Below are 20,324 nucleotides of genomic sequence, written 5' to 3'. Positions count from 1 at the left end.
AGAAATCGCTACCGGTCCGCGGTGGCGCCGCTGGCCCGGCCGCAGTCTGCCACTTTCACTTTCACTGCGCTTTGGTCGGTTTTATGATTATCCGGGTCGTCGCTGCAACTGTCACACGCTCCGTTCCCCGTTTCTTGGAGCGCCCGTACCACCAACCGTTAACAGCGACTGCGTCGTAGCCGCGAGCATGATCGGACTCGACGACGTGCTCGACGCCCGCGAGCACGTCGCTGACGTCGCCCGCCACACCCCGCTGGACTACTCAAACACGTTCTCCCGGATGACCGGCGCGGAAGTCCACTTGAAACTGGAGTGCTTCCAGCGGACGGGCTCGTTCAAGATTCGCGGCGCGACCAACCGCATTCGTACGCTCTCGGACGCCGAGAGCGACGCCGGCGTCGTCACCGCGTCGGCGGGCAACCACGCGCAGGGCGTCGCGCTCGCGGCGTCGCGCTCGGGCGTCGACTCGAAGGTCGTGATGCCCGAGACCGCGCCCATCTCGAAAATCAAGGCGACGAAGAGCTACGGCGCCGAGGTCGTCCTCCACGGCGTCGACTACGACGCCGCCCAAGCGTACGCCCACGAACTCGAAGCCGAGGAGGGCCGCACCTACGTCCACGCGTTCGACGACGAGCGCGTGATGGCGGGTCAGGGGACTATCGGCCTCGAAATCGTCGACGACCTCCCCGAACTCGACACCGTCGTCGTCCCAATCGGCGGCGGCGGCCTCATCTCGGGTGTCGCCACCGCCGTGAAAGCCCACGACCCGGACGTGCGCGTCGTCGGCGTGCAGGCCGAGGGTGCCTCGACGGTCGCGTCCTCGCTCCGGAAGGGTCAGCCGCAGTCGGTGGACTCCGTGGACACCATCGCGGACGGTATCGCGGTGCGGCGGGTCGGCGAGAAGACGTTCCCGGTCATCCGCGAGCGCGTCGACGAAGTGGTCACCGTCTCCGACGACGAAATCGCGACCGCGCTCATGCTAATGCTCGAACGCGGGAAGACGCTCGTCGAGGGCGCGGGCGCGACGCCGCTGGCGGCGCTGCTGGAAGGCAAGTTCGTCTACGACGAGAACGAGGTCATCGTGCCCGCGCTCTGCGGCGGCAACATCGACCTCAACCTCCTCACGACGGTCATCATGCGCGGGCTGGTCGACCAAGGCCGCTACGTGAAAGTGCGGACCGTGCTGAAGGACCGTCCGGGAGCCCTCGACGACCTCATCGACGTCATCGCCGACGAGCGCGCGAACATCTACGCCATCCAGCACGACCGCACGAACCGCGACATCGCGATGAACGCGGCCGAGGTCGAACTCGACCTCGAAACCCGCGGCCCCGAGCACGTCGACGCGCTCCTGGAGCGCATCCGCGAGGCGGGCTTCGAGGTGACCGTGCTCAACGGGCCACGTCCCCAGAACTGACTACGCGGGGACGACCGCGTACTCGACGGTGAGGAACTGCGCGCCACAGAGCCACATCTCGTGGGTCGCCAGCGCCACCGCGTCGCCCCCGGTCGGGTCCTCGACGCCGGGCGCCTCCACCGACCCGTCGGTCGGCCACACGCGGAACCGCTGGTCGGCGGGGAGCGCGACCCCGACCGGCGGGGTGACCCAGTAGAGGCCCGGGTCGCCGGGCGTCCGCGTCGTCAATTCGACGCCCGTCGCGTCGCCAGCGCCGAGGTGGCCGATGCGCAGCACCGTTGAGAGGTTGCCGCCCGGCAGCGGCGCCGCGATGTTCACGAACCGCTCGCCGTCGGCCTCGTGGCTGGCGTACAGCGCTACGAACACCGCCTCGCCGGTTTCGTCCGTCCGAATCCACGCTCGCGCGCCGTCCCGCGGGTCGGCTTCCGGGTCGAGCGCGACGAACTGGTTCGACAGCCGGTGCCAGTCCTCGTCGCTGGGTGCCGGGAGGTTCAACTGGCGGAGCCTGGACGTCACGGGCGAAGCGACTTTCGCCCCCGTTCGGAACGGCCGGTGCCAGCGCGCGCGGAACCGCATCTCGTAGTCGGTCGTGCGCTCGTAGAACCGCCTGACAGCGGGGGCGACCCGTTCCGGGTCGAAGTCCGGGCGCGCGAACGCAGCCATGTCGTCCATCTCCCCGGCCAGCTCTCCCTCGGCGGCGAGTCCGCGTCGCTCGACGAACGCTGAACCGATGTGGCTACCGCCGGTGACTGGGCTGAACGGCACATCGCGCGCTCGCCACGCGCCGACGCTGGCCAGCGACGCGACGACACCGGCGGCGACTGTTCGGCCACGCATACGCATGCTTGCGCGCGAGCGGACACGAATCTGGTGGCTCCGCGACGCCCACGCTGTTGACGCCGGTTTTTAATACGTGTGACTGCGACTCACTGGACATGAAACGCATCATCGACACCCCCGACGCCCCCGCCGCGGTCGGCGCATACAGCCAAGCGACGACGGACGGCGACCTCGTGTTCACCGCCGGGCAGATTCCGCTGACGCCCGAGGGCGACCTCCTCGACGACGAACCCATCGCCACACAGACCCGACAGAGCCTCGAGAACGTCAAGGCCATCCTCGAAGCCGAGGGCCTCACGATGCAGGACGTGCTGAAGGTCTCGGTGTTCCTCGACGACATCGACGACTTCGACGAGATGAACGAGGCGTACAAGGAGTACTTCCAAGACAACCCGCCCGCGCGCTCGGCGCTCGAAGTCTCGGCGCTCCCGAAGGGCGCGGCAATCGAAATCGAAGCCGTCGCCGCACAGCGCGACTAGATGCGTCGGGCCACGCTGGACACGCTGGCGTGGGGCGCCGTCGGCGCGCTGGGGTTCCTCGTGCTCGCGCAGGCCTACAGCGCGTTCGCCGACGAGGGCGTCGGCTTCCTCGCGCTGCTCGGCGTCGCTGTCGTCGTTTTCGCGGCGTCCTCGCTCGTCGCGCACCTCGCCGCCACGCGCCTGCGCTAACTCGAAAAGAAGGGTTTAAACGACAGACCCGGGTACGTTACGACGGGCCGGGATGGCCGAATGGCAAAGCGCACGCCTGGAAAGCGTGTCCCCTTACGGGGTTCAGGGTTCAAATCCCTGTCCCGGCGTTTTTCGTGACGCAGCGACTCCGAGCGGCGCGTCTCGTCGCGCCGCGAGAGTCTCCGTCGAGTGAACGCGAGGGATTTGAACCACGGCAGACCGAACACAGTGAGGTCTGGCATCGGGTTCAAACCCCGGCGCGGCGAAGCCGCGCCGACCCTCGCGAACGCTCCGCGTTCGCTCAGTCCCTGTCCCGGCGTCTTCGTACCTTTTTACTCCTCGGGTGCGCTCGCTGCGCTCGCACACCACTCGTCGTAAAAATCTACGCTAAAAACGTCCCGCGACTCGCTGCGCTCGCCGCGGTGAAACGCGCGGCTTCGCCGCGCGTATGCTCGCTTTACTGGCGGGAATTTCGGGCGTCTATAGCTTGAAGCGTAATCGAGTACTTCGAGTTTTCCGACGAACGGCCACAGCGCCTACTTGGGGCCTGGCCGGAGTCGTCGGTATGGAACTCCGAACATCGACGCGGACACCACGCGGAAGGTGCTGGAGCTGGGGTACCACGAGTTGGGCGAGAGCGTCGAGTACGGCGACCTCTTGTTGGAGAAAGTCGAGGAGGAACGCGAGGACGGCGACGTCGTGCGCGAGTACTACGCGCTGGTCGACGAAGAGACCGGCGAGCAGCTCGGCGAGCAGCTCGGTGCACACCACTACGCGGTCAACGAGTTCCACGACTTCCGCGACGACCTCGAAGCGGTGTGGCGCGCGCACCACGAGTCCTGACCGGCTCGCGTTCGGCCCCAGCGCTCTTTTCGCCGGGTTGGGAACGAGAGTGTATGCGCGAATCAGACACACCCGTACCGGTCGAGGAGGACGGGGAGTATGTCGTGGACGTCGAAGACATCGGCGACGAGGGCGACGGCATCGCACACGTCGACGACTTCGTGGTGCTGGTTCCCGAGGGCGAAATGGGCGACCGCGTGCGGGTGCGCATCGACCGGGTCGAGCCGGAGTTCGCGACGGCGGAGCTGGTCGAGCACGAATCCGACGTCGAGTAACTTAAACCCCGCTTCACCTCATCCTACTCGTGTGAACGGATAACACACTATTCGGGTCCTGTAGTGATTTTCCACGGGACTCAGGGCGTGTCCCGCGTCCGCCGGCGCAGCCACCGCGACGACGAATAGAAGCCTTTATATAGAATCACAATCAATCCTTCAGGTACCTATGGCTCAACAACAGCAGCGGATGCAGGGTCAGCCCATGATCATCATGGGTGACGACGCACAGCGCGTGAAGGACAAGGACGCTCAGGAACACAACATCTCCGCGGCGCGAGCCGTCGCGGACGCCGTTCGGTCCACACTCGGCCCGAAAGGCATGGACAAGATGCTCGTCTCCTCGATGGGCGACGTCACCATCACGAACGACGGCGTCACCATCCTCCAGGAGATGGACATCGACAACCCGACCGCGGAGATGATCGTCGAAGTCGCCGAGACGCAGGAAGACGAAGCCGGCGACGGCACGACGACCGCGGTCGCCATCGCGGGCGAACTCCTCAAGAACGCCGAGGACCTCCTCGAGCGAGACATCCACCCGACCGCCATCATCAAGGGCTACAACCTCGCCGCAGAGCAGGCCCGCGAGGAAGTCGACAACGTCGCTATCGACGTCGACCCCGAAGACGAGGACCTCATCCGCAGCGTCGCCGAGACTTCGATGACCGGCAAGGGCGCGGAGCTCGACAAGGAGCTCCTCTCCGGTATCATCTACGAAGCAATCAATCAGGTCTCCGTCAAGGCCGCCGACGGCAGCACCGTCGTCGACGCCGCCAACATCAACGTCGAGACCCAGACCGGCCGCGCGGTCGGTGACTCCGAACTCCTCGTCGGTGGCGCCATCGACAAGGACCCGGTCCACGACGAGATGCCCACGAACGTCGACGACGCCAAAATCCTCCTGCTGAACGAGGCCATCGAGGTCGAGGAAGCCGAAGCCGACACCTCGGTCAACATCGAGAGCCCCGACCAGCTCCAGTCCTTCCTCGACCAGGAAGAGGAGCAGCTCAAGCAGAAGGTCCAGCAGATTGTCGACACCGGCGCGAACGTCGTCTTCTGCCAGAAGGGCATCGACGACATGGCCCAGCACTACCTCGCGAAGGAGGGCATCCTCGCGGTGCGCCGCACGAAGAAGTCCGACATCGAGTTCCTGACGAACGTCCTCAACACGACGGTCGTCACGGACCTCGACTCCGCGACCGAAGCCGACGTCGCCAGCGGCTCCGTCTCCCGCGACAGCGAGGACGAACTCTTCTACGTCGAGGGCCACGACGAGAACGCCCACGGCGTCACCATCCTCCTGCGCGCGTCCACCGACCACGTCGTCGACGAGCTCGAACGCGGCGTCACTGACGCGCTCGACGTCTCCGCGCAGACGCTCTCGGACGGCCGCGTCCTCCCCGGTGGCGGCGCCATCGAGGTCGAGGTCGCAGACCGCCTCCGCGACTTCGCGGACTCCGTCTCCGGCCGCGAGCAGCTCGCTGTCGAGGCGTTCGCCGACTCGCTGGAGCTCGTGCCGCGCGTGCTCGCCGAGAACGCCGGCCTCGACTCCATCGACACGCTCGTCGACCTGCGCTCCGCGCACGAGTCCGGCGAGGAGCGTACCGGCCTGAACGTGCTCACTGGCAACCTCGAGGACACCTTCGAAGCCGGTGTCGTCGAGCCCGCACACGCCAAAGAGCAGGCCGTCACCAGTGCTTCCGAGGCCGCGAACCTCGTGCTCAAAATTGACGACATCATCTCCGCCGGCGACCTCTCGACCGACAAGGGCGACGAGGGCGGTGCCGGCGGCCCCGCAGGTGGCATGGGCGGCGGCATGGGCGGGATGATGTAAAATCGGCCCTGCCGATTTTACAGCAGCCGACGGAGCTCCGCTCAGTCGGGAATGATGTAGTACCTTTTTCCTGCACTCACTCGCGGCGCTTCGCGCCGCTCGTTCGTTGGGAAAAAGCTACGCTAAAAAGCCCCGTCGGACCCCACTTCGGGGGTCCTCGGGGCCCGCGCCTGACGGCGCGGTGAATCGGCGGCCTACGGCCGCCGAATGCTCCCGCTCCGCGCTGCACCGCCTGTTGACTGCTCGCGATTTTCTTTCGGCGCTTCGTCGGTTAGCGGCGGCTCCGCGTCAGCGTGGTCGCAGAAAGGGGTGGTCGCGTTACTCGTCGTCGACGTCGAGTTCGAACTGCTCGTGTTCGGCGGCGGCGTTGAGCACGACGCTGGTGTTGGACTCCTTGATGTCGGCGTCCGAGAGCAGCTCCTTGATGAGCGCGTTCATGTCGTCGGTGTCGTGGAACTTCCCGACGGCGATGACGTCGTGGTCGCCGGTGACCTCGTAGACGGAGACCATCTGCTTGTGGTCGCGGAAGCGGTCGGTGATGCCGGGGAGCGCGCCACCCTCGACTTTGAGTTGGATGATGGCGGTGACGTCGTAGCCGAGTTGGTCGTAGTCGACGATGGGGACGTACCCCTCGATGACGCCCTCGTTTTCCAAGTCTTTGAGGTGGTTGGAGACAGTAGTGACCGATACGTCCAGTTCGTCGGCGAGACTGCGGAGGCTCGCGCGGCCGTCGGCGAGGAGTTCGTTGACGAGGTGCGCGTCGAGGTTTTCGTACGTCATACACTCCCCTACCGTCTCGGGGGTATAGAAGTTTACGAATGTGCAGTTATCGGGGCGTCGCTCAAAATTACGCTAACCGCTACTGCTTTAATGGTGGATGTAGTCGTCTGCAGTGTCCACAGATATGACGAACGGGAATCCTAGTGAGGGCCTCGGCCCGAGCGAGCAGGCGGTACTCGAGAAGATAGAAGAACAGAACATCGACTTCCTCCGTCTCCAGTTCACGGACATCCTCGGCACCGTGAAGAACGTCTCCATCCCCGCCACGCAGGCGGAGAAGGCGTTCGAGGACGGCATCTACTTCGACGGCTCCTCCATCGACGGCTTCGTGCGCATCCAGGAGTCGGACATGCGTCTCAAGCCCGACCCCGAGACGTTCTCCGTGCTCCCGTGGCGCACCCGCGAGGACTCTGAGGAGGGCGGCGCTGCGCGTCTCATCTGTGACGTCATCAACACCTCGACCGGCGAACCCTTCGAGGGCGACCCGCGCTACGTGCTCCAGCAGGCCCTCGACCGCGCCGAGGAGATGGGGTACAAGGTCAACGCCGCGCCCGAACCCGAGTTCTTCCTCTTCGAGGAGGACGAGGACGGCCGCGCCACCACGAAGACCAACGACGCCGGCGGCTACTTCGACCTCGCGCCGAAGGACCTCGCCAGCGACGTCCGCCGCGACATCATCTACGGCCTCGAAGACATGGGCTTCGAAATCGAGGCCTCCCACCACGAGGTCGCGCAGGGCCAACACGAGATCAACTTCGAGTACGACGACGCACTCACGACGGCCGACAACGTCGGGACGTTCCGGACGGTCGTGCGCGCCATCGCCGCACAGCACGACCTCCACGCGACGTTCATGCCCAAGCCCATCCCGCGCATCAACGGCTCCGGCATGCACACGCACATCTCGCTGTTCACCGAGGACGGCGAGAACGCGTTCCACGACGGCGACGACGAGTTCGACCTCTCGGAGACGGCCAAGCAGTTCACCGCCGGCGTCCTCGAACACGCGCCCGCGCTGGCCGCGGTCACGAACCCGACCGTGAACTCCTACAAGCGCCTCGTCCCCGGCTACGAAGCGCCGGTGTACGTCGCGTGGTCGGACCGCAACCGCTCGGCGCTCATCCGGAAGCCGGCGGCCCGCGTGCCCGCCGCCAGCCGTATCGAAGCGCGCTTCCCGGACCCGTCGTGTAACCCGTATCTGGCGTTCGCGGCGCTCATCCACGCCGGCCTCGACGGCATCGAGAAGGGGCTGGAGTGCCCGGACCCGGTCCGCGAGAACATCTACGAGTTCGACGAGGCCAAACGCGACGAGTACGGCATCGAGACGCTGCCGTCGAACCTCGGCGACGCCCTCGACGAACTCGAGGACGACGAGGTCGTGCTGGACGCGCTCGGCGAGCACGTCTCCGAGAAGTTCCTCGAAGCGAAGAACGCCGAGTACGACGACTACCGCGTCGACGTCTCCGACTGGGAGCTCGACCGCTACCTCGAGAAGTTCTAATCGGTCACGCTCCGACTTTTTCTTTCGCGCCGCGCGCCGACCAGCGACGGCGTTAGCGCCGCAGCACCGGGAGTGCGACGAACGCGACGCCCGCGGCGGCGTGCGCGACGCCGACCACCGGGAGCGCCGCGCCCAGGTTCAGTGTGAGCGCGGCGCCGCCGCCGAGCACGGCGAGCACGGGCACGGCGGTCTTCACCGAGACGTCGTTCGGGAGTGCGCCGCGGCGGGTCACCAGCCACCAGCCGACGAGCGCGCCGAGGGTTCCGCCGAGCGCGGCGACCGGGTCTTCGGTTGGGCCGACGAGCACGAGGGCCGCGACGGCTGTGAGGGTCGCGACGACGAACCCGTAGCCGACGCGGCGGTGCGTGAGCGCGAGCAGCGCCGCGACGAACGCCGTTCCGAGGAGCGCGCCCGCCGCGACGTCCGCGAAGTAGTGGACGCCGAGCGCGAGCCGCGTGAACGCCACGAGCGCAATCATTCCGGCAGCCGCGGCGTACCGCCGTGCGCGGTCGCCGACGTCGAGGAGCGCCGCGAGTCCGCCGTAGAACGCCGCCGCGCCGGTGGCGTGACCGCTCGGGAAGCCGTTGCCGTCCTCGGCGATGCGCATCACCGACGCTGTGGGTCGGGGCTCCGCGAACAACCCCTTCGCGAGCACAACGAGGGCGAGCGCGCCGATGCTCACCGCGAGCAGGCGCGCTCCGTCGCGGCGGGACAGCCAGTCTCGTCGCGGGCCGAACAAGTAGACTGCGGGGCCGGCGGAGACCACGAACCACGTGCTCCCGAGGAACGTCAACACCACGAACACCGGCACCAGCGCCTCGGGGATGCTCCCCGCTATCGCCTCGGTGACGCCGGCGTTCCGGTCGAGTGCAGTCACTGTCGCCACGACCGCACGCGGTCGGCGACCCGGCCCGGTAGTCCGACGGCGCTGACGCTCAGGCCGAACAGCACCATCACCACGTACAGTCCCAGCGTGGACAGCCACACCACGAGCATCGCCAGTATGGACCACCCGCCGCCGAGGTAGTGGAACGCCCCGACGGTCATCAGGGTGCCGTACAGCAACACGAGGTACGGCCCCCAGCCGCGGGCTTTCCCGCGGCGCAGGCGCTGGCGGACGTACTGCTTGAGGTCCGCCTCCAGTTCGGACTTGCGGACGGTCTTCTCGTCTAGCTCCGCGCGCAGCGCCTCGACTTCTGCGCCGAGTTCGGCGACGTCCGGCGCCTCGTCGGGGGGCTCTCGCTCGGGCGTCTCGTCGTCGTCAGGTCGTCCCGACAGCACGGCGTTGAGTACCGCGCCGAGCGTGATAACGATGCCGCCGAAGTACAGCCACGTCACCAACAGCAACGCGCCCCCGAGAATCCCGTACAGTTCGCCGCCGCCGACGTACGCGGCGTACCCGCGGAACCCCTGCGCGAGCAGCGCCCACCCGACCGCGGCGAACGCCGCGCCCGGCAGTGCCTCTCGCACGGACATCTCGACATCCGGGAAGACGTAGTACGACGGCAGGAACACGAGCGTGAGCGCGACGGGCAGCGTCAGCGCGCTGGCGAGGTCCAGATACGGCACGATGTCGAGGTACGGCACCAGCACGGTCACGACGATTGCCGCGCCGACCGCCAGTGGCAGCGTCAACAGGACGACGACACCGTCGATGACCTGTTCGAGCAGCGACTCGGGCTTCTGCACGCCGTACACCTGCGAGAACGCCACGTCGAGGCCGCGGAACAGTTTGAGCGCGGACCACGTCAACAGGAGGAGACTGACGACGGTCGCGCTCGTGCGCCCGCGGCCGTCTGTCATCGCGTCTCGGAGGGCCGTCTCGCCGGACACCGTGAGGAACGCGTCGAGCGCGCCGACGACGCTATCGACGAGGCCGATGCCGCCGAGCGCCGTGCCGACCGCGACGGCGAGCACTAGTAGCGGAATCAGGGAGACGAACGCGTAGTAGGCGACGGCCGCCGAGAGGAACGTCACTTGCTCGTCTCTGGCGGTGCCGGCGACGCGTCGCGCAACCGCGACGGCGGACCCGATTCGTGTCACGTCACCGGCTTCGACGTGGTGGGTCATAAATCGGGCTACTGCGCGACGCCTACTCGCGGACCGCGGCCTCGACGTCGGCGAGCGTGCCGTCGGTCTTGAACGTCGTGCCGCCGTACTGCGTGCGCGAGGCCGCCAGGCCCGCCTCGCGGAGTTCGTCGAGGAACTCGTCCATGCCGACGGCGGGCTCTCCCCACTGCTTGTAGAGGCGGTGCTGGTCGAAGTGCGTGGGCTCGTGAAGTTCGCCCGCGATGGTGTCGAGGAGCTTCCGCGCGCGCTTGGCGGTCCCCATGTAGTCGGTGACGTGCTCGCGCACCGTGTCGACGAACGCTTCCTCGTGGGCGGGGCCGAGCCACAGCGGGCCCGCGGGCAGCACCTGTCGGCCGCCGCAGTGCGCGCACGTCTCCGGCGGGTGCGCAGTCAGGCCGTACTCGTGCTCGCGGTGGAGACACTCCTGGCAGTGGTAGACGTAGCCGAGCTCGTCGATTGTCTCGTTGGCCTCGGTCGCGGTGTGGGAGAGGTCCAGATACGTGCGGACGTAGTGGTCGCTGACGTGACTGAAGATTGGCGTGACGCCGACGTCGTAGCGCGCGGCGGTGCGGGCGAGCGCGGACAGCAGCACGCGCAGCCCCATCTCGGCGTGGTACTCGGTGTTCCGGGGGACAGCGGCGTACTTCCGGACGCCGGACTCGAAGTGCGCGCCACACAGCGGCGCGGTGTCGGTCGCGGTGACGCAGACGAGGTTGCGGGCGTTCGCGAACGCCGCGTCCGCGAACGGAATCGGCGTGCCGAACGGGTCGAGGTCCACCACGTCGAAGAACTGGCCGTCCTCGTGGAGGAGGCTGTTGACGTTGCGCTGGACGACCTCGCCGTCGAGGCCGTTTCGCGCGAGGTTCTCGCGCGCGAGTTCGACAGCGTCGGGGTCGAGGTCCGCGAGCGTGGTCGTCCAGTCGTTTTCCGCCGCGCGCACCCCGCGGATGCCGCTGGCGGCCATCGCGTCGAGGTACGTCTCCGCGCGCGGTTCGCGCTCGCGGTACGCCGACAGCGCCGCGACCGTCAGGTCCCGGTTGAGTTCCTGCGTCGGGTTGAAGAACACGCCTTCGCCGGCGCCGTCGCCGCCGCCGGCCTCCCCGGGCACTTCGACGGTCACGCCGCCTTCCTCGACGAGCATACCGCTACTCGGGGGGACGTGGAAAAAAGGCCGACGGTTGCGAGGGCGCTTTGCGCCCTCGGAAATGCGAACGGCGAACGCAGTGAGCCGTGAGCCGCGAGAGACGAAGTCTCTCGGGCCAAGCGAGCGGTGAGCGAACGACAACGCTCACCGCGAAAGAGTGTCGCCGTTGATGCCGACGGCGAGCGACGCGGCGGGCCGCGGGCGGGGGTGAGCACGTCCGCGTGCGGCCCGGCGTCGTTAGTTTCCGACGTTCGTCGCGCGTTCGACGACGTCCGAACCGTACTTCGCCTCTAAGTCGTCGTGTTGGTCGGGGCGGTGCTCGTAGACGTCCTGGAACAGCGTAATCGGCGTCTGCGCGGCCTGATAGGTGGCCTCGTCCCACATGCGGTCCTTGCTGAGGTCCACGGTGACGCCGTCGATGTCGAGGGTGGCGGACTGGGCCATCGCGATGGCGCCCTTGCCCGCCTCCTTGGCGGCCTCGAACTCCTCCATGGAGTCGACGATGTCGTTCATGCTGGGGACGTACGACGTCCGGTCGAGCAGTTCCTCGCGGAGTTCCTCCGCGTCGAGTTCGCGTTCGTCGCCGCCCGCGCGGAGCACGTAGCCGCCGTCGGTCTCCGAGAGCGAGAGGTCCTCGCCGTCGTAGAGTTGGCGGCCGTCCTCCGCGTCGAGTTCGACCTCGCGGCTGCCCACGTCGAGCAGCCAACTCCCGGTCTCGGGCGGGAGCGGCGCGGTGTTGGCCGCCTCGACCTGTGCGGGGGTGAGCGACCAGATGCCGGTCATTCCCTTCGCGCGGTTGTCGCGCATGCGCTGGCGGTACCCCTCGACGTCGCGGATGTCGTCGTAGGGGCCGTCGACGGCCACGAGGCCCGCGGCGCTGGCGCCGCGCGAAGTGTTGTGGCGTAGCTCCGGCCACGGCGGCAGCTCCCCGGTGGGCGTCATCGCGCGCATGTCCTTCGTGTAGTCGACTTCGCCGTCGACGAGCAGGAACATGCGTTCGAGGTTGTTCGACGGCTTGCCCATCTCCTCGCGGAGGTCGCCCATCGCGAGTTCGGCTTCGCCGCTCTCGACGATGACCGACATCGAGATGCTGCCCTCGTCGAGGCCGTGTTCGTGTTCGACGACGGTGATGGCCTCGTCGGCCTTCTTCCAGTCGTCGATGTCGCCGACCTCCGGAATCACGAAGCCGTCGATGTGCTCGACGGCGCCGCCCTCGGGGTCGGCGATGGTGAGCATCTGCTGGAACCCTCGGTATCGCGTCCCGGGGCGCTCGCGGTGCCAGACCACTCGGGGATGGATTTCCCCGGGGAAGTCGGCGCCGTGCTCGCTCACCACGTCGACGATGTTCCGCGCGCCCTCCGCGCGCATCGACGGCGCGGTGGCGTCCTCGTTGTCCGGCACCCAGACGTCGGGCGCCTCGATGCCGCGCAGTTGCGCCGCTCGCCGCAGCATCTTCGCGGAGTCGTCCTCGCCCTCGACCGCCGTCGGGGACGTGAAGAACGTCCGCACGAACTCGCGGTCGTAGTGGCGCGCGGTCGGGTCAGTCATCCTGTGCTGGCGTGGTCTCGCCGTCGGCCGAGATGGGGTCGCTCTCGTCCTCGCTGTACCCCTCGGACTCCTCGATGCGGCGGCGCGCCTCGGGGTCGAACTGGGTCTCGATGTCCTGGTAGCGACTGACCAGCGAGAGGTCGTGGTGGGACTCGGTCTCGTGGCCGAGGTAGCGGTCTTCGAGGTCGAACTGGGCTTGCTCGGCGTTGTTCGCGATGTTCTCCATGTCCTCGTACACCGCGTGGGCGCCCGAGTGGAGGCCGTAGAGGGTGATGAAGATGTACTCGTAGCCGAGGTCGCCGAGCTCCTCGAAGGTGAGCGGGTCCTCTTCCTCGCTCCACGCGAACGACGACGAGTAGTTGAACGCCAGGTCGAGGTCCGGGTGGGTCTCGTGGATGGTCTCGGCGTACTCGACGGCGTCCTCGCGGGACGGGTCGGGCATCTCGGGCCACACGAGGTCGACGCCGGCGTCGGCGTAGATGCGGCCGCGTTCGAGGTGTTCCTCCCAGTCGCCGTTCGCGGAGCCGTAGGCGTCCGTGCGCGCGATAATCACGGTGTCCTCGGACTGCTTGGCGTCGACGGCGGCCTCGAAGCGCGCCTGTGCCTTCTCGCGGGAGACGATTTCCTTCCCGGCGATGTGGCCACAGCGCTTCGGGGTGGTCTGGTCTTCGATGTGGATGGCGGCGACGCCGGCCTTCTCGTACTCGCGGACGGCGCGTCGGACGTTGTGGACGCCGCCGTAGCCGGTGTCGGCGTCGGCGACCACGGGGAGGCTGGTGGCGTCGACGATGCGCTTGGCGTTCTCGACCATCTCGGTCATCGACACCATCTCGAGGTCCGGGAAGCCGAACTGCCCGAGGACCGTCGAGTAGCCGCTCATGTAGACGGCGTCGTGGCCGGCGCGCTCGGCGAGGCGCGCGTCGAGGGCGTGGTAGAGGCCGGGCGCGAACACGTAGGGGTCGTCGTCCGCGAGCAGCTCGCGGAACTCGCGCGCGGCGGCGTTGTCGATGTCTCGGTGCGTGTAGTCGGGGTAGTCGTCACTCATCAGTAGGCTCCGTGTGTCGGTGGCTCCAGACGGTCTCGGATAGCGATTCTTCTGTGTCGGCGTCGCCTCGGAGGTCCGGGACGACGGGGGCGCCGGTGTTCTCTATGTCGGTGTAGGTGGGCATGGTGGTGTGGTGGTCTGTCGCGTCGGTCGGGAAGCGGTGCGAGCGGGCGTGTCCTTCGGTGCTACGTGCATTGCGATTGGTGACGGGACGGCAACCCGCATAAAGTTAATGAATAATAATGTAATATGGGTCGAATGGCATTAACAATAATTAAAGACTTATTTTGATACGTCAATCCATACCACGATTGGCACCGAACCTGCTAAACCACGCCCCGCCGAAATGCCGGTGTGCCCGAGGTCGACGACTGGCGGGCCGCACTCGCCGACACCGGCGAACTCACCGCCCCCATCACCCAACGCATCCTCGCCGAACACGGCGACCGCGGCCAACGCGCCATCGAAGCCGCCAGCGAAGGCCGCGTCAAACAGTACAACGACTTCACCGTCGTCGTCGGCCACGAAGACGAGTACATCGTCGAAGCCGGCAACTGCAACTGCCAAGACAGCCAGTACAACCTCGACCCCGACGAATCCTGCTGGCACGCCATCGCCGTCGACGTCGCCGAACGCGTCGGCGAAGTCGACCACCACGACATGTACTACAGCGAAGTCCGGGATTTTCTCTAAGACGCACTTTTTGCTGCGCTCGCGGCCGCAGGCCGCTCGCTTGCAAAAACTTGCGGAAAAAGCCAGCGTCACCCCCTCCGGGGGTTCCTCGGCCCGCGCTCACTGCGTTCGCGCGGTGAACCGCGTCGCTCGGGTTCTACGAACCGCTCGCTCGCGGATGCCCGTTGTCGGTTGGTCAGTACGCCGTCCTCTTCCTCACGAACCTACGCTACAGTGGTCGTACGCTCGCTGTCGACGGAGCGGGAGGAAAATGCTGTTCGGGTCCGAGAATCGCTGACGGCTACTGGTCGGCGCAGATGTCCACGAAGTTCCGGAGAATCTGGAGGCCGGTCTCCCCGGACTTCTCGGGGTGGAACTGCGTGCCGAAGACGTTGCCCTCGTCGTTGGCGACGATGGAGGGGAACGCCTCGCCGTAGTCGGTTTCGGCGACGACGTGGTCGTCGCTGTCGGGCTCGGCGTAGTAGGAGTGGACGAAGTACGCGTACTCCCCATCGACGCCCTCGACGAGCGGGTGCTCGCGCATGACGTCGAGCTCGTTCCAGCCCATGTGCGGGACCTTCACGTCGCCCGTGAATCGGCGGTTGCGCCCCGGAATCAGATCGAGCCCCTTCACGTCGCCCTGTCCCTCGCGTTCGGCCTCCTCGCTCTCCGTGAGCAACATCTGCATCCCGAGACAGATGCCGAACAGCGGGCGGCCCTCGTCGGCGGCGTCGACGAGCGCGTCGCGAAACGGTCCCGCGTTCTCCATGCCGTCCCCGAACGCGCCGACGCCCGGCAACACGATGCCGTCGGCGTCGTCGAGCGCGCCCGGGTCGTCGGAGATTGTCACGGCCGCGTTCGCGCGTTCGAGCCCGCGCGTGACGCTCCGGAGGTTCCCCAGTCCGTAGTCCACGACGACGACCGAGGCCGTCGTCTGGTCTGCCGACGAGATACTCATGTTCGTGACTTCGCCCCCCAGTTGCAAGTGGGTTTCCCTCCACCGTTTGGTACATAGTAATGGGTACCTCTCGATATAGTTGAAGGACAAACCTTTTCATCGACCTCTCATATTCACAAACGAATTCCCCATGGCGGGACGACGCAAATTCCTCAAAATCGCAGGCGCGACAAGTATCGCTGGACTCACTGGACTCGCTGGCTGTACGGGCGGCGGCGACGGTGACGGCGGCGGCACCGAGAGCAGCGGGACGACGACGGGCACGACGAGTAGCGGCCCGGCGGAACTGACGTTCACGCTCACACCCGCAGAATCCGATGTCGATGTCCAGCAGCAGTACCAGCCGATGTTCGACTACCTGGAGTCCGAGGCAGATGTCTCCATCTCATCGAGCGTCGCCGCGGACTACGCGGCGGTGTACTCCTCGCTGGAGGCTGGACAGACTGACGTTGCGGACGCTGCGCCCGCAATCGCCATCCAGAGCGCCGACAACGACGTCGCGGAAGTCGCCGGCATCCGCATCGCGTACGGCGCCGCGAAGTACTTCTCACTCATCACGACGCTGCCGGACAGCGACATCGAGGAGCTCGCAGACCTCGAAGGCGAAACGGTCGCGTTCGCTGACCGACTGTCGACCAGCGGCTCCGTCTTCCCGCTGTACATGCTCAAGAAGGCTGGCCTCGACACCGGTGGCGCGCCGAACGGCACGCCGAACGACTTCGACGGCCAGTGGTCTGACCACTCGCAGGCGCGTGAGACCCTAATCAACCGCGACCCCGTGAAGGCCGCCGGTACCGGCGCGTTCTCCACGGCCCCCCACGTGCCGAAAGACCAGTTCCCGGAGCAGTTCCTTGAGATGTCTGCGGAGAACGACGGCGACCTCGGCACTGAGAGCCCCGAGCTCCAGTTGCTGTCGTGCTCGAACCCGATTCCGCGTGCGCCCATCCTCATCCGCTCGGGACTCGATTCGACGGTCAAGTCGGACGTGACGGATGCGCTACTGGCGGCCACCGAGGAAGACCTCATCAACGAGGACCTCGGTGACGACCAGCAGCTCTGGTTCACGGGACTCAACGAGGGCTCCGTCGAGGACTACCAGCCGGTTCGCGACGCCTTCGACGAGCTCGGCGTCGAACTCGGGAACGCGTAACGGCGACGCTGCTAATCGATTAACCTATTTGTTCCCCGTGATGACCCCCTACAAGCCCGACAGTCGGGTCAGGCGGCCGTACGACCAATGATTGAAGTTTCAAACCTGAGCAAATCATACGGCGAAATCCAAGCTGTCGACGATGTCTCGTTCACCATCCCCGACGGCGAGTTCGTCGTCGTGCTCGGTGAGTCTGGCGCAGGGAAATCGACGCTCCTGCGCTGTCTCAACGGTATCACCGAGCCGACGGAGGGTACGATTACTATCAACAACGACCCTGTAGAAGGACCCCGGGACGATGTCGCGATGGTGTTCCAGCAACACTATCTCATCGAGGAGATGAGCGCGTACAACAACGCCCTCACGGGCGCACTCGGTCGGACCTCGTTCCTCAATAGTCTCTTCGGGAGATACACTGAAGAGGATAAGTACGAGGCGTTACGCGCCCTCGAAACCGTTGGACTGCTCGATGAATCCGGGCAGTCGGTCGGCCAGATGAGCGGCGGCCAACAGCAGCGAGTCGGTATCGCTCGTGCGCTCGTCCAGAAGCCGAACCTCCTCCTTGCCGACGAACCCGTCGCGAGTCTCGACCCGGCTTCCGCCGAGCAAGTGATGGCGTACGTCCGTCAGGCCGCCAACGAGCGCGGCTTGTCGACGCTTGCAAGCCTCCATCAGGTGAACATCGCCCGTGAGTTCGGGGAGCGCTTCATCGGGATGAAGGACGGTGAGATGATCTTCGACGGCTACCGCGATGACCTCACGGTCGATGTCATCGACGAAATCTACGGGAATATCGAGACTGAAGCCATTCGTACGGAGGCCGAAGCATGAGCACGGACGCAGAAAACGCGGAATCCTCGATTTCGGAGTCGGTTCAAGAGCAGTTCACTCGACTACGCATCAACAAGCGTGCGCGACAGGTGTTTGCCGTATTCGCGCTCGTGGTGTTCGGGTGGCTGTTCTCGCTGGCGCTCGGCCAAGTCGGGTTCTCCATCTCGGAAATTATGGAGTACTTGCCGGAGTTCCAAGACGCGCTCGTTCAGTTCTTCCCGCCGGGCGAACTGTTCGGTCTCCCGTTCGTCGACACGGGCGCGTACTGGTCATTCATCCAACAGAACAACCTCCTCTTCCAGGTACAGACGAACGGCGCCGGCGTCGCGTTCTGGAACTGGACGTTCATCCCTGGCCAGATGTTCGTCACGCTCGCGATGGGATTCGCGGGCACTGTGCTCGGTCTTCCGGGCGCACTTCTGTTGGGCGTGCTGGGTTCCGAGCGTGTTACTCCGTACCCGTTTAATTTCATCTTCCGCGGGACGATGAGCGTCATCCGCGCGATTCCCGCGCTCGTCTGGGCGCTCATCTACATTCCGCTCGGTGGTGTCACGCCATTTACAGCGACGCTCGCGATTGGCACTGACACTATGGGGAACCTCGGTCGTCTGTTCACGGACGCCCTCGAAGAAGTCGAAGACGGCCCTATCGAGGCAATCGGTTCCACGGGCGCAAATGGACCGCAGCGTGTCGTCTTCGGAATGCTGAGTCAGGTATTCTCGCCGTTCATCGCGTGGACGATGTACATCCTCGAAATTAACACGCGCATCGCCGTCACCATGGGTCTCATTGGCGGTGGCGGGCTCGGTTACGTGCTCCTGACCCAGCGTGGGCTGTTCAAGTACACGAATATGATGGCGACGATTCTGGTCATCTTCGTGCTCGTCATCTCCGTGGAAATCGTCAGCCAGCGCGTCCGGTCCTACATTCGGGGTACCGAGCAGTCCGACGGTCTCATCTCGCTCATCGTGGAGTTCCCCCAGCGGATGGTCCGCACGCTCTGGCAGTAACTCAGTAATCTCCGAGACGCGACTGGCCGCTCCCCTCCGCGCCCGCCATCGTCGCCGCTTTCGCTATCGTCTCCGTGAACGCGTCCCGCTGACTGGCGTCGTACAGCGTCGCCGCCGGGTGCAGGCAAATCAACACGTCCCGGGGTTCGCCGCCGAGTTCGACGCGCTCGATGTCGCCTGCTTCGCTGGTCACCGCGACGTCCCGCCCGAGCAGGTGTTCGCCGGGCACTTTCCCGAGCGTGACGACAACGTCGGGGTCGACGAGTTCGATTTCGCGCTCGAGGTACGGCCGGCAGTTCGCTAACTCTTCGTTGTTGGGGTCGCGGTTCTCGGGCGGTCGACACCGCACGCAGTTCGTGATGCGGACGTCCGCCCGCGAGAGCCCGGCGTCCCGGAGTTCGTCGTCGAGCACGTCGCCGCTGCGCCCGACGAACGGCACGCCCTCCTCGTCCTCGTTCGCGCCCGGCGCCTCCCCGACGAACAGTACGCCTGCGTCCTCGGGGCCGTCGCCGTCGACGATTCGGCTACGCGAGTCGACGAGCGCCTCGCAGCGCGTGCACTCCGTGACTTCCAAGCCCTCCATCCCGTCGGTGTCGCTCATGCGTGTGCCGACCACGGCCGCCGGGTTAAGCGTTACAGACCCGGACGGCAGCTCGCGCTCAGCGGCTGCGCGGCTCACTACGTTCACCCCTCCTCAGTCACCCGTCTCACTTCGTTCGACCGCTCGCGCCGCCAGTCGGGCGACTCGAAGCGGCTCCGGGCGGCCGCCCTCGGGCGTGAACGCGCGCACGACCTCTGCAGGATTCTCGCAGCCGACCGCCCGAACGAATACTCGCTCGCCGTTCACGTCGACGGGCTGGCGTTCGGGCTGGCGGTCGTAGATTTCGAGTCGCTCCTCGCGGGCGTCCCCGGAGAACTCCTCGCGGATGGTGTCCGCGAGCCCCTCGCTGTCCTCGAAGGAGACGGAGAGCACGGGCCGTTCGACGGCGTCGTGGACGGCGTGGAGGTCCACGACGTTGAACCACGCGGGCGCGATGCCCGAGACGAGGACGTACTGGACGTCCTCGCGGTCCAACTGCCGGTAGCAGTCGGCGACGGCCGCGGTGCTGTCGAGGCCACCGACCGCACAAGAAGCGAACGAGAATCCGTCGACGACGCGAGACGCGCGCACGACGGCGCCGCCCAGCGTGGACTCCTCACCCCGGTAGGACTCCGCCACGCCGAGCGCCCGCGTCCCCGATTTCATGCTGTCCCCCCTCGCAGTCCCGCGTCACTCACGCGTCGGCCACGCGGATCGCGGCTGTGCCGCTCGCAACAACGTGACCTCACTGCGTTCGGTCACGCAACTCGCGAGTCGTTCCTCCCCGTCTTCTCGCGGGCTTCGCCCGCTCGAACGGTCCGAGGGACTCCGTCCCTCGCCACTCGGTCGTTCCGTGGACTCCCTGCGGTCGTCCACGCTACTCGCCTTTGATGTCTTCCAGCCGGTCGAGGAGTTCGTCGTTCGACGCGCCGATTTCGTAGCTCACGTCGCCGCTGTGCTCGTACTCGGCGGTGTCGATGCCGTCGTCGGCGTCGATGTCGTCTGAGTCGAGAGACTGGTTCTCCTGCTCGGATTCGTCGTAGCTCCCGAAACCCATAGCCGGGTAGACGTACGTCTCCCTCCCTCAAAAATTCCTCGCCAATTTGACCGCGAAGCGTGAAAAAACCACGCCGTTTTACCACGCACGCGGGCCTC

Annotated in this window: 23 protein-coding genes and 1 tRNA gene; 12 read left to right on the top strand and 12 right to left on the bottom strand. The window is 66.4% G+C overall.

The features are described 5' to 3' along the window. Nucleotides 1-187: 187 nt before the first annotated feature. Nucleotides 188-1,417, top strand: a complete 1,230-nt coding sequence (gene ilvA, locus AVZ66_RS11620) for a threonine ammonia-lyase (protein ID WP_058984237.1) — start codon at nt 188-190, stop codon at nt 1,415-1,417. Here ilvA and AVZ66_RS11615 read toward each other — a convergent pair whose 3' ends face one another. Continuing rightward, a complete protein-coding gene (locus AVZ66_RS11615) occupies nt 1,418-2,254 on the bottom strand; it encodes a hypothetical protein (RefSeq protein ID WP_058984236.1) in 837 nt (278 codons plus the stop codon). It abuts the gene before it with no gap. Between the two features lie 98 nt (nt 2,255-2,352). On the opposite strand from AVZ66_RS11615, the gene AVZ66_RS11610 reads away from it, so the two are divergent. The 6 genes from AVZ66_RS11610 to thsB all read left to right on the top strand — a co-directional run bounded on the left by AVZ66_RS11610 (nt 2,353) and on the right by thsB (nt 5,880). Further along, nucleotides 2,353-2,736, top strand: coding sequence for a Rid family detoxifying hydrolase (locus AVZ66_RS11610; RefSeq protein WP_058984235.1), 384 nt, complete (start codon nt 2,353-2,355; stop codon nt 2,734-2,736). Continuing rightward, nucleotides 2,737-2,925 carry a hypothetical protein gene (locus tag AVZ66_RS11605; RefSeq protein ID WP_058984234.1) on the top strand — a complete coding sequence of 63 codons (189 nt, stop codon included), beginning with the start codon at nt 2,737-2,739 and terminating at the stop codon, nt 2,923-2,925. A 46-nt stretch (nt 2,926-2,971) separates the two neighbouring features. Further along, nucleotides 2,972-3,053, top strand: a tRNA-Ser gene (locus AVZ66_RS11600). Between the two features lie 475 nt (nt 3,054-3,528). Beyond that, nucleotides 3,529-3,768 carry a hypothetical protein gene (locus tag AVZ66_RS11595; protein ID WP_058984233.1) on the top strand — a complete coding sequence of 80 codons (240 nt, stop codon included), beginning with the start codon at nt 3,529-3,531 and terminating at the stop codon, nt 3,766-3,768. A gap of 53 nt (nt 3,769-3,821) precedes the next feature. Then, on the top strand, nt 3,822-4,043 hold the full coding sequence (locus AVZ66_RS11590; RefSeq protein WP_058984232.1) for a TRAM domain-containing protein: 222 nt from the start codon (nt 3,822-3,824) through the stop codon (nt 4,041-4,043). Nucleotides 4,044-4,212: 169 nt separating this feature from the next. Next, on the top strand, nt 4,213-5,880 hold the full coding sequence (gene thsB / locus AVZ66_RS11585; RefSeq protein WP_058984231.1) for a thermosome subunit beta: 1,668 nt from the start codon (nt 4,213-4,215) through the stop codon (nt 5,878-5,880). A gap of 318 nt (nt 5,881-6,198) precedes the next feature. On the opposite strand, the gene lrp is transcribed toward thsB, so the two are convergent. Further along, nucleotides 6,199-6,660, bottom strand: coding sequence for an HTH-type transcriptional regulator Lrp (gene lrp / locus AVZ66_RS11580; protein WP_058984230.1), 462 nt, complete (start codon nt 6,658-6,660; stop codon nt 6,199-6,201). A 124-nt stretch (nt 6,661-6,784) separates the two neighbouring features. Here lrp and glnA point away from each other — a divergent pair, with 124 nt between their 5' ends. Then, nucleotides 6,785-8,161 (top strand): type I glutamate--ammonia ligase, encoded by a 1,377-nt coding sequence (gene glnA / locus AVZ66_RS11575; protein ID WP_058984229.1) that lies wholly within the window; start codon nt 6,785-6,787, stop codon nt 8,159-8,161. 52 nt (nt 8,162-8,213) lie between these two features. Here glnA and AVZ66_RS11570 read toward each other — a convergent pair whose 3' ends face one another. The 6 genes from AVZ66_RS11570 to AVZ66_RS17070 all read right to left on the bottom strand — a co-directional run bounded on the left by AVZ66_RS11570 (nt 8,214) and on the right by AVZ66_RS17070 (nt 14,092). Beyond that, nucleotides 8,214-9,038 (bottom strand): phosphatase PAP2 family protein, encoded by an 825-nt coding sequence (locus AVZ66_RS11570; protein ID WP_082678876.1) that lies wholly within the window; start codon nt 9,036-9,038, stop codon nt 8,214-8,216. After that, complete coding sequence (locus tag AVZ66_RS11565; RefSeq protein WP_331456484.1) at nt 9,035-10,204, bottom strand: YihY/virulence factor BrkB family protein; 1,170 nt, start codon at nt 10,202-10,204, stop codon at nt 9,035-9,037. Before AVZ66_RS11565 ends, AVZ66_RS11570 begins: the two co-directional genes overlap by 4 nt. 49 nt (nt 10,205-10,253) lie before the next feature. Further along, entirely contained in the window at nt 10,254-11,372 is a 1,119-nt protein-coding gene (locus AVZ66_RS11560) for a tRNA (guanine(26)-N(2))-dimethyltransferase (protein WP_058984227.1), read from the bottom strand. 240 nt (nt 11,373-11,612) lie between these two features. Further along, a complete protein-coding gene (aceB, locus tag AVZ66_RS11555; protein ID WP_058984226.1) occupies nt 11,613-12,923 on the bottom strand; it encodes a malate synthase AceB in 1,311 nt (436 codons plus the stop codon). Beyond that, the gene (gene aceA / locus AVZ66_RS11550) at nt 12,916-13,968 is read right to left on the bottom strand and encodes an isocitrate lyase (protein WP_058984225.1); all 1,053 of its coding nucleotides are present in this window, start codon (nt 13,966-13,968) and stop codon (nt 12,916-12,918) included. Before aceA ends, aceB begins: the two co-directional genes overlap by 8 nt. Further along, a complete protein-coding gene (locus AVZ66_RS17070; protein WP_269432488.1) occupies nt 13,961-14,092 on the bottom strand; it encodes a hypothetical protein in 132 nt (43 codons plus the stop codon). The genes aceA and AVZ66_RS17070 overlap by 8 nt, the downstream gene beginning before the upstream one ends. A gap of 230 nt (nt 14,093-14,322) precedes the next feature. On the opposite strand from AVZ66_RS17070, the gene AVZ66_RS11545 reads away from it, so the two are divergent. Next, entirely contained in the window at nt 14,323-14,661 is a 339-nt protein-coding gene (locus tag AVZ66_RS11545) for a hypothetical protein (RefSeq protein WP_058984224.1), read from the top strand. 280 nt (nt 14,662-14,941) lie between these two features. Here AVZ66_RS11545 and hisH read toward each other — a convergent pair whose 3' ends face one another. After that, nucleotides 14,942-15,598, bottom strand: a complete 657-nt coding sequence (gene hisH / locus AVZ66_RS11540; protein ID WP_058984710.1) for an imidazole glycerol phosphate synthase subunit HisH — start codon at nt 15,596-15,598, stop codon at nt 14,942-14,944. 130 nt (nt 15,599-15,728) lie between these two features. Here hisH and AVZ66_RS11535 point away from each other — a divergent pair, with 130 nt between their 5' ends. From AVZ66_RS11535 to phnE, 3 genes are all read left to right on the top strand, one after another. Beyond that, complete coding sequence (locus tag AVZ66_RS11535; RefSeq protein WP_058984223.1) at nt 15,729-16,748, top strand: phosphate/phosphite/phosphonate ABC transporter substrate-binding protein; 1,020 nt, start codon at nt 15,729-15,731, stop codon at nt 16,746-16,748. Between the two features lie 87 nt (nt 16,749-16,835). Continuing rightward, nucleotides 16,836-17,579, top strand: coding sequence for a phosphonate ABC transporter ATP-binding protein (gene phnC, locus AVZ66_RS11530; protein ID WP_058984222.1), 744 nt, complete (start codon nt 16,836-16,838; stop codon nt 17,577-17,579). Further along, the gene (phnE, locus tag AVZ66_RS11525) at nt 17,576-18,589 is read left to right on the top strand and encodes a phosphonate ABC transporter, permease protein PhnE (RefSeq protein ID WP_058984221.1); all 1,014 of its coding nucleotides are present in this window, start codon (nt 17,576-17,578) and stop codon (nt 18,587-18,589) included. Before phnC ends, phnE begins: the two co-directional genes overlap by 4 nt. Nucleotide 18,590: 1 nt before the next feature. Here the strand turns inward: phnE and AVZ66_RS11520 are convergent, their stop codons facing one another. The 3 genes from AVZ66_RS11520 to AVZ66_RS11510 form a co-directional block, all read right to left on the bottom strand. Further along, on the bottom strand, nt 18,591-19,190 hold the full coding sequence (locus tag AVZ66_RS11520; protein WP_058984220.1) for a uracil-DNA glycosylase family protein: 600 nt from the start codon (nt 19,188-19,190) through the stop codon (nt 18,591-18,593). A 93-nt stretch (nt 19,191-19,283) separates the two neighbouring features. Continuing rightward, complete coding sequence (locus tag AVZ66_RS11515) at nt 19,284-19,835, bottom strand: DUF99 family protein (protein WP_058984219.1); 552 nt, start codon at nt 19,833-19,835, stop codon at nt 19,284-19,286. A 211-nt stretch (nt 19,836-20,046) separates the two neighbouring features. Next, nucleotides 20,047-20,226 carry a DUF5786 family protein gene (locus AVZ66_RS11510; RefSeq protein WP_058984218.1) on the bottom strand — a complete coding sequence of 60 codons (180 nt, stop codon included), beginning with the start codon at nt 20,224-20,226 and terminating at the stop codon, nt 20,047-20,049. Nucleotides 20,227-20,324 lie beyond the last annotated feature (98 nt).

It is taken from the genome of Halobacterium sp. CBA1132, assembly GCF_001485535.1.
Classification (GTDB): Archaea; Halobacteriota; Halobacteria; order Halobacteriales; family Halobacteriaceae; genus Halobacterium.
This window is presented reverse-complemented; position numbering and strand designations above follow the sequence as displayed.

What these genes read in the sequence shown, in the direction of transcription:
- AVZ66_RS11520 (WP_058984220.1), bottom strand. Translation starts at nt 19,190, where the DNA reads ATGAGCGACACCGACGGGATGGAGGGCTTGGAAGTCACGGAGTGCACG.
- AVZ66_RS11615 (WP_058984236.1), bottom strand. Translation starts at nt 2,254, where the DNA reads ATGCGTGGCCGAACAGTCGCCGCCGGTGTCGTCGCGTCGCTGGCCAGC.
- ilvA (WP_058984237.1), top strand. Translation starts at nt 188, where the DNA reads ATGATCGGACTCGACGACGTGCTCGACGCCCGCGAGCACGTCGCTGAC.
- aceA (WP_058984225.1), bottom strand. Translation starts at nt 13,968, where the DNA reads ATGAGTGACGACTACCCCGACTACACGCACCGAGACATCGACAACGCC.
- phnC (WP_058984222.1), top strand. Translation starts at nt 16,836, where the DNA reads ATGATTGAAGTTTCAAACCTGAGCAAATCATACGGCGAAATCCAAGCT.
- hisH (WP_058984710.1), bottom strand. Translation starts at nt 15,598, where the DNA reads ATGAGTATCTCGTCGGCAGACCAGACGACGGCCTCGGTCGTCGTCGTG.
- aceB (WP_058984226.1), bottom strand. Translation starts at nt 12,923, where the DNA reads ATGACTGACCCGACCGCGCGCCACTACGACCGCGAGTTCGTGCGGACG.
- AVZ66_RS11610 (WP_058984235.1), top strand. Translation starts at nt 2,353, where the DNA reads ATGAAACGCATCATCGACACCCCCGACGCCCCCGCCGCGGTCGGCGCA.
- AVZ66_RS11560 (WP_058984227.1), bottom strand. Translation starts at nt 11,372, where the DNA reads ATGCTCGTCGAGGAAGGCGGCGTGACCGTCGAAGTGCCCGGGGAGGCC.
- AVZ66_RS11605 (WP_058984234.1), top strand. Translation starts at nt 2,737, where the DNA reads ATGCGTCGGGCCACGCTGGACACGCTGGCGTGGGGCGCCGTCGGCGCG.
- AVZ66_RS11590 (WP_058984232.1), top strand. Translation starts at nt 3,822, where the DNA reads ATGCGCGAATCAGACACACCCGTACCGGTCGAGGAGGACGGGGAGTAT.
- AVZ66_RS11510 (WP_058984218.1), bottom strand. Translation starts at nt 20,226, where the DNA reads ATGGGTTTCGGGAGCTACGACGAATCCGAGCAGGAGAACCAGTCTCTC.
- phnE (WP_058984221.1), top strand. Translation starts at nt 17,576, where the DNA reads ATGAGCACGGACGCAGAAAACGCGGAATCCTCGATTTCGGAGTCGGTT.
- AVZ66_RS17070 (WP_269432488.1), bottom strand. Translation starts at nt 14,092, where the DNA reads ATGCCCACCTACACCGACATAGAGAACACCGGCGCCCCCGTCGTCCCG.
- lrp (WP_058984230.1), bottom strand. Translation starts at nt 6,660, where the DNA reads ATGACGTACGAAAACCTCGACGCGCACCTCGTCAACGAACTCCTCGCC.
- AVZ66_RS11535 (WP_058984223.1), top strand. Translation starts at nt 15,729, where the DNA reads ATGGCGGGACGACGCAAATTCCTCAAAATCGCAGGCGCGACAAGTATC.
- AVZ66_RS11515 (WP_058984219.1), bottom strand. Translation starts at nt 19,835, where the DNA reads ATGAAATCGGGGACGCGGGCGCTCGGCGTGGCGGAGTCCTACCGGGGT.
- glnA (WP_058984229.1), top strand. Translation starts at nt 6,785, where the DNA reads ATGACGAACGGGAATCCTAGTGAGGGCCTCGGCCCGAGCGAGCAGGCG.
- thsB (WP_058984231.1), top strand. Translation starts at nt 4,213, where the DNA reads ATGGCTCAACAACAGCAGCGGATGCAGGGTCAGCCCATGATCATCATG.